Annotated in this window: 6 protein-coding genes, 1 pseudogene and 1 riboswitch; of the genes and pseudogenes, 5 read left to right on the top strand and 2 right to left on the bottom strand. The window is 29.0% G+C overall.

The genetic code is table 11. The features are described from left to right. Nucleotides 1-65: 65 nt before the first annotated feature. Nucleotides 66-377, top strand: a pseudogene (locus ACLVEP_RS11545) (flavin reductase); the annotation flags it as partial. 23 nt (nucleotides 378-400) lie between these two features. Here ACLVEP_RS11545 and ACLVEP_RS11540 read toward each other — a convergent pair. Further along, a complete protein-coding gene (locus ACLVEP_RS11540; protein ID WP_412584990.1) occupies nucleotides 401-1,165 on the bottom strand; it encodes a zinc dependent phospholipase C family protein in 765 nt (254 codons plus the stop codon). Further along, complete coding sequence (locus tag ACLVEP_RS11535; RefSeq protein ID WP_412584989.1) at nucleotides 1,165-1,512, bottom strand: arsenate reductase family protein; 348 nt, start codon at nucleotides 1,510-1,512, stop codon at nucleotides 1,165-1,167. The genes ACLVEP_RS11540 and ACLVEP_RS11535 overlap by 1 nt, the downstream gene beginning before the upstream one ends. Nucleotides 1,513-1,613: 101 nt before the next feature. Next, nucleotides 1,614-1,787, top strand: a riboswitch (Lysine riboswitch). A gap of 88 nt (nucleotides 1,788-1,875) precedes the next feature. On the opposite strand from ACLVEP_RS11535, the gene ACLVEP_RS11530 reads away from it, so the two are divergent. From ACLVEP_RS11530 to lysA, 4 genes are read left to right on the top strand one after another with little or no spacing between them, the layout of a single operon-like run. Beyond that, complete coding sequence (locus ACLVEP_RS11530; RefSeq protein WP_412584987.1) at nucleotides 1,876-2,352, top strand: ACT domain-containing protein; 477 nt, start codon at nucleotides 1,876-1,878, stop codon at nucleotides 2,350-2,352. 2 nt (nucleotides 2,353-2,354) lie between these two features. Further along, nucleotides 2,355-3,248: a 4-hydroxy-tetrahydrodipicolinate synthase gene (dapA, locus tag ACLVEP_RS11525; protein WP_412584985.1), complete on the top strand. Its 894-nt coding sequence runs from the start codon at nucleotides 2,355-2,357 to the stop codon at nucleotides 3,246-3,248. Between the two features lies 1 nt (nucleotide 3,249). Further along, nucleotides 3,250-3,993 carry a 4-hydroxy-tetrahydrodipicolinate reductase gene (dapB, locus tag ACLVEP_RS11520; RefSeq protein WP_412584983.1) on the top strand — a complete coding sequence of 248 codons (744 nt, stop codon included), beginning with the start codon at nucleotides 3,250-3,252 and terminating at the stop codon, nucleotides 3,991-3,993. Between the two features lie 11 nt (nucleotides 3,994-4,004). Then, nucleotides 4,005-5,303, top strand: coding sequence for a diaminopimelate decarboxylase (gene lysA, locus ACLVEP_RS11515; protein WP_412584981.1), 1,299 nt, complete (start codon nucleotides 4,005-4,007; stop codon nucleotides 5,301-5,303). The last annotated feature ends 124 nt before the right edge of the window (nucleotides 5,304-5,427 follow it).

Raw genomic sequence — 5,427 nt, 5'->3', positions numbered from 1 at the left:
AGAAATGGTTTAAATGTAGTTCTAAAAAATATAGTGATAACTTCTAAAGACGGGTTTCTGATTATTTTGGTGTTGTTTCTGGAAATAAAGAAGATAAGATTGAAAAAAGCGGTGTGCATGTAACACCTTCAAAACATGTAGATGCACCAATTATTGAAGAATATCCACTTACTTTAGAATGTACTGTTGAATCTTTTGAAGATGGAAACTTAATTGGAAATGTTGTGAATGTTTCTATTGATGAAGATTATTTAGATGAAAATGGTAAGATAGATGTAGATAAAATGGAAATTATTGCTTTTGATATGGTCAATAATACGTATCGTGTTTTAGGAGAAAATGTTGGTAAAGCTTTCAAAGATGGTTTTGATTTATAAAAAATAGTGCATCGTTTGATGCACTATTTGTAGTTATGGTAGTAACGCTCTGGTAAAGGAGCGTGTTTTTTATAGTTTTGAATAAATAAAGGAAGATAAATAAGAGATTCTTTTAATGCTTGTTGGTAAATTTTATCAAGAATATCATTATATTTTTCCATTTCTTTATTATGATGGTAATTAATAATCAAACCTTGAAGTTTATGAAAATTGAATGTGAGATGGAAACATCCATAAATAAGTCCTCTTTTTAAAAAGCTAGGTGCTTTTAATAAATGATCAATTCTTTTTAATCCTTTAAGAGCTTTTTCAATATCTAAATAAGATAGTTCAGGAAAAAAGGATTGAATAGTACATATTTCTTTTTCTTTAAAGCGAATATGTTCATAGATTTCTTTATGTAATGGATCTTGATGGTTTCTTTTTAAAAGAAGACGGTCATAATCGGATTCTATTTCAAAATGATCCATATTTGTGTTTTTAATCATCTTTTTAATATAAGGATGCATTTGACTATCTAATAAATAATGACAAATAAAACCAAGAATATAAGCAAGTTGTGCTTCACTTTGAATAATATCTTGTGCCTTTTCAAAGAAAACATTGGCTTTTTCTTGATGCATCTTTCTTGCTATTTTATTCCATCTTTCATAAAAGAAAATATCTGGACCATGAAGACCAATTAAAAAACAATTTTCATTTCTAAGTAATAAATCTTTAATATTTTGATCATCTAGATGTTTATAAACATCTTTACCAAAACAATAATGCGTATATCCAGCAGGCATTAGAGAAGTTCCTTATATTGATCTTCTTTAAAACCAACAAGAACTTTATCTTCTGTTTCTAATATAGGTCTTTTTACAAGCATTCCATTTGTAGAAAGTAGTTCTAATTGTTCATCTTCACTTAAAGTAGGTAAAACATCTTTTAAATGTTTTTCTTTATAAAGATTACCTGATGTATTAAAGAATCTTTTAAGTGGTAAACCACTTTTTAAATAAAGTGCTTTTAATTCATCTTTACTTAGTTTTTCTTCGACAATATGTCTTTCATCAAATTCTATTTGATGATCAGTTAAGAACTTTTTAGCTTTTTTACATGTAGAACATTTTGGATAACAAATAAATAACATAGATATCCCTCCTTATGTTCATCATATCAAAATTATTTCTAAATGAAAAATAATAAGGCTTATTATTGTATACTATTTAAAGATGTGATAAAATCTATTCAAATAAAGATAGAGGCGCAAGATGTTATGAGATTATTATTATTTGATGCAACAAGGTAATGAAGGAGGAGCACTTGCCGAAAGATTGTATCTATTGCATGAGGTATAATCTTGGGTGTCTAGGGAAGACCTATTCAACTGTCATTATCTAAAGGTAATGGGGAGCTATCATTGATAACGAATTTTTTTGTTGCAATGATACTCATTGCAATTTTTTATTTGTCACTTTTTATAAGAGGATGAATAAAATATAGGGAGGAAATTATGAACGATATTATTGAAGCCATAAGTTGTGAAAGAGAAATCATTCAACTTAAGTTATTAAATGTACCAAAACATCCTAAAATGATTGCGAAAATCTTTTCTATATTAAAAGATGAAGAAATTAATGTAGATATGATTTCACAAGTTACTGTTGATGATTTTGTACAAATTGAAATTACTTTAGATCAAGTATTCCAATTAAAACTTAATCAAGCAATCATGAAATTAAAAGATGAATTTAAACAAATTCAAATTTATCAAATTAGAAAATACGCTAAAGTTGCTGTTGGGGGAAAATTGGTGGAAACAACACCAGGTTTAGCAGCTGAAGTATTTGATGTCTTAGGACAAGCTAATATTCATTTTTATCAAATTACAACAAGTAAAAGAACTATTTCTTTAGTTATTGATAAAGAAAATTTAGATCAAGCAATTCAATTATTAAAAGAAAGATTTCATATCGAGGAGGATAAATAAATATGACAATTTTTGAAGGAAGTGCAGTAGCACTTGTATTACCAATGTTTGATAATGGAGACATTGATTTTGAAGGATTTAAAAAACAAGTTCAAAGAATGATCGATGGTGGTGTACAAGCATTACTTGTTAATGGAACAACAGGTGAAACAGCTACTATTACGATTGAAGATGAATTTAAATTATTAGATATGACACTAGAACTTGCGAAAGGAACTGGTGTTAAAGTTATTTGTGGAGCTGGTTCAAATGATACACAAACAGCTTTAAAGAAAGCACGTTACGCTAAAGAAAAAGGAGCAGATGCGATTCTTGTCGTAACACCTTACTACAATAAAACAAGTCAAAGAGGTTTAATTCAACATTATACAACAATTGCTGATGCAGTTGATATTCCAATGATTTTATATAATGTACCAGGAAGAACTGGATTAAATATTTCGGTTGATACTGTTGTAGAACTTGCTAAACATAAAAATATTCAAGCAATGAAAGATGCTACAGATAACATTGCTTATGCTATGGAAGTATTAGCGAAAACAGCTGATTTAGATTTTGATTTATATTCAGGATGTGATGATAATATTCTTCCATTTATGGCAGCTGGAGGAAAAGGAGTTATTTCTGTAACTTCTAACTTATATCCAGAAGCAGTAGAAAAATTAACACAACTTATCTTAAAAGGAAATCTTAAAGAAGCTCAACCATTAGCTTATGCTTTAGATCCTATTTCACGTTTATTATTTATTGATGTAAATCCAATTATGCCTAAAGCAGCTCTTGCTAAAATGGGTGTTTGTGGAGAACATTTAAGATTACCATTAATTACAACAACTGATGAAAATAAAAAAGCATTATTTGATGCAATGGATGAATTTGAAAAATTGGGGTATTAAGATGAAAGTATTATTATATGGATATGGTTTGATGGGTAAAAAAGTTGCTCATCAATTAAGAGAAAAAGAAGGTTTTGATTTAATTGGTGTTGTTTCTTATGAATTTGATGAAAAAGCACCAGAAGCAATGTATAGTAATTTAACAGAAGTTCAAGATCGTGCGGATGTGATTATTGATTTTTCACATCCAAACAATCTTGATGATATTTTAGCTTATGCTAAAAAGAATAAAACAAAAGTTGTTTTCGCAACAACTGGTTTTTCTAAGGAACAATTAGATAAGATTGAAGAAGCTTCTAAAGAAATAGCTATCTTCCAATCTTATAATACAAGCTTTGGAATTCAAATGGTGACTAAAATCTTAAGACAAGTTGCTAAAGAATTCTATGATAATGGTTATGATATTGAAATCTTAGAAAAACATCATAATCAAAAAATTGATGCACCATCAGGTACAGCAAAACTTTTATATGAAGTGATGGAAGATGAAATCAAAGAAACAACACCTGTTTATGATCGTAGTTCACTTCATGAAAAAAGAAAAAAAGAAGAAATTGGGATTCAAGCACTTCGTGGTGGAACAATTTTTGGTGAACATGAAATTATGTTTGCTGGGTTAGATGAAATTATTGAAATTAAACATACAGCTTTATCTAAAGATGTCTTTGTTCAAGGTGCTTTAGCTGCAGCAAAAGCTTTGCAAGATAAAGAAACTGGTTTATTTACATTAAAAACACTTTATTAGGGAGATAAGAAATGGTTTTACAAACTGAATTTGCACAAATTAAGGGAAACGATTTATACATAGATGATGTGAAAGCAACTGATTTAGTAAAACAATATGGAACACCACTCTATGTTATGTCAGAAGGACATATTAGAAAACAATTTAATACATTAAAAACAAAAATGATTGATAAATATGAAAATACATTACCACTATTTGCTTCAAAATCATTTTCATGTAAAGCAATCTATAAATTAGCTATGGAATATGGAGTTGGAATCGACTGCGTCAGTGCAGGAGAAATCTCTGTTGCTTTAAAAGCAGGATTTGATCCTAAAAAGATTTATTTCCATGGAAATAACAAATTACCTTCAGAAATTCAATATGCATTAGAAAACGGTGTTGAAAACTTCGTTATTGATAATTTCTATGAAATTGAACTTGTTGAAGAAATTGCTTCAAAATTAAATGTTATGGTCAATGGTTTGGTCAGAATCACACCAGGTGTTTATGCTGGTGGACATGATTATATTCGTGTAGGAGCTAAAGATACAAAATTTGGTTTTTCAAGTCATGATAATACATATTTAAAAGCAATTAAAAAAGTTATTGATGCACCACATATCAATTTCGATGGAATTCATTGTCACGTAGGAAGTCAAATTGAAGAAATTCAAGCTTATGTACTTGCGATGAATAAATTCGTAGATATCGCTTATGAAATTTATGATATCTTTGGAATTGTTATTAATAAATTAAATGCTGGTGGTGGTTTTGGTATTCAATATACAGCAAGTGATCATCCGCTAGAATTCGATGATGTTGTTTCTACAATCATGGATATCATCTATAAAGGTTTCGATAAAAGAGATATGAAACGACCAATGGTTTTAGTAGAACCAGGACGTTATTGTGTAGGTAATGCCGGTATTACTTTATATACAGTTGGTTCTTATAAATATATTAGAGATATTAGAGATTATATTAGTGTCGATGGTGGAATGACAGATAACATTCGTTCATCATTATACAACGCTAAATATGATGCTGTTATCGCAAACAAAGCAGGACAAGAAGCAGATCATTTAGTAACAGTTGCTGGTAAAAACTGTGAATCTGGAGATATTTTGATTAAAGATATTATGTTACAAGATCCTCAACCAGGAGATATTCTTGCAATGTTCTCTACAGGAGCTTATCATTATTCAATGTCTTCTAACTACAACCAATTACCAAAACCTGCTGTTGTCTTTACATACCAAGGTCATTCTAAAGAAGTTATTCGTAGACAAACTTTTGATGATTTAGTAGCGTATGATGTAGATTAATATATAAGCATACCCCAAGGTTGAATTCTCAACCAAGGGGTTTTTAATTTAGAATTAATAAAATATATGATGGCAGAATGCAAAGGCATATTATAAAATTATTTTTTATAATATGCCGAGATGA

Origin of the sequence: Faecalibacillus sp., from assembly GCF_047023275.1 — a bacterium.
GTDB lineage: Bacteria > Bacillota_I > Bacilli_A > Erysipelotrichales > Coprobacillaceae > Faecalibacillus.
The sequence above is the reverse complement of the archived record's forward strand: the minus strand, read 5'-3'. Positions and strand labels throughout refer to the sequence as shown.

Coding starts and splice junctions, on each gene's coding strand:
- ACLVEP_RS11540 (WP_412584990.1), bottom strand. CDS start 1,165: ATGCCTGCTGGATATACGCATTATTGTTTTGGTAAAGATGTTTATAAA.
- dapA (WP_412584985.1), top strand. CDS start 2,355: ATGACAATTTTTGAAGGAAGTGCAGTAGCACTTGTATTACCAATGTTT.
- dapB (WP_412584983.1), top strand. CDS start 3,250: ATGAAAGTATTATTATATGGATATGGTTTGATGGGTAAAAAAGTTGCT.
- lysA (WP_412584981.1), top strand. CDS start 4,005: ATGGTTTTACAAACTGAATTTGCACAAATTAAGGGAAACGATTTATAC.
- ACLVEP_RS11535 (WP_412584989.1), bottom strand. CDS start 1,512: ATGTTATTTATTTGTTATCCAAAATGTTCTACATGTAAAAAAGCTAAA.
- ACLVEP_RS11530 (WP_412584987.1), top strand. CDS start 1,876: ATGAACGATATTATTGAAGCCATAAGTTGTGAAAGAGAAATCATTCAA.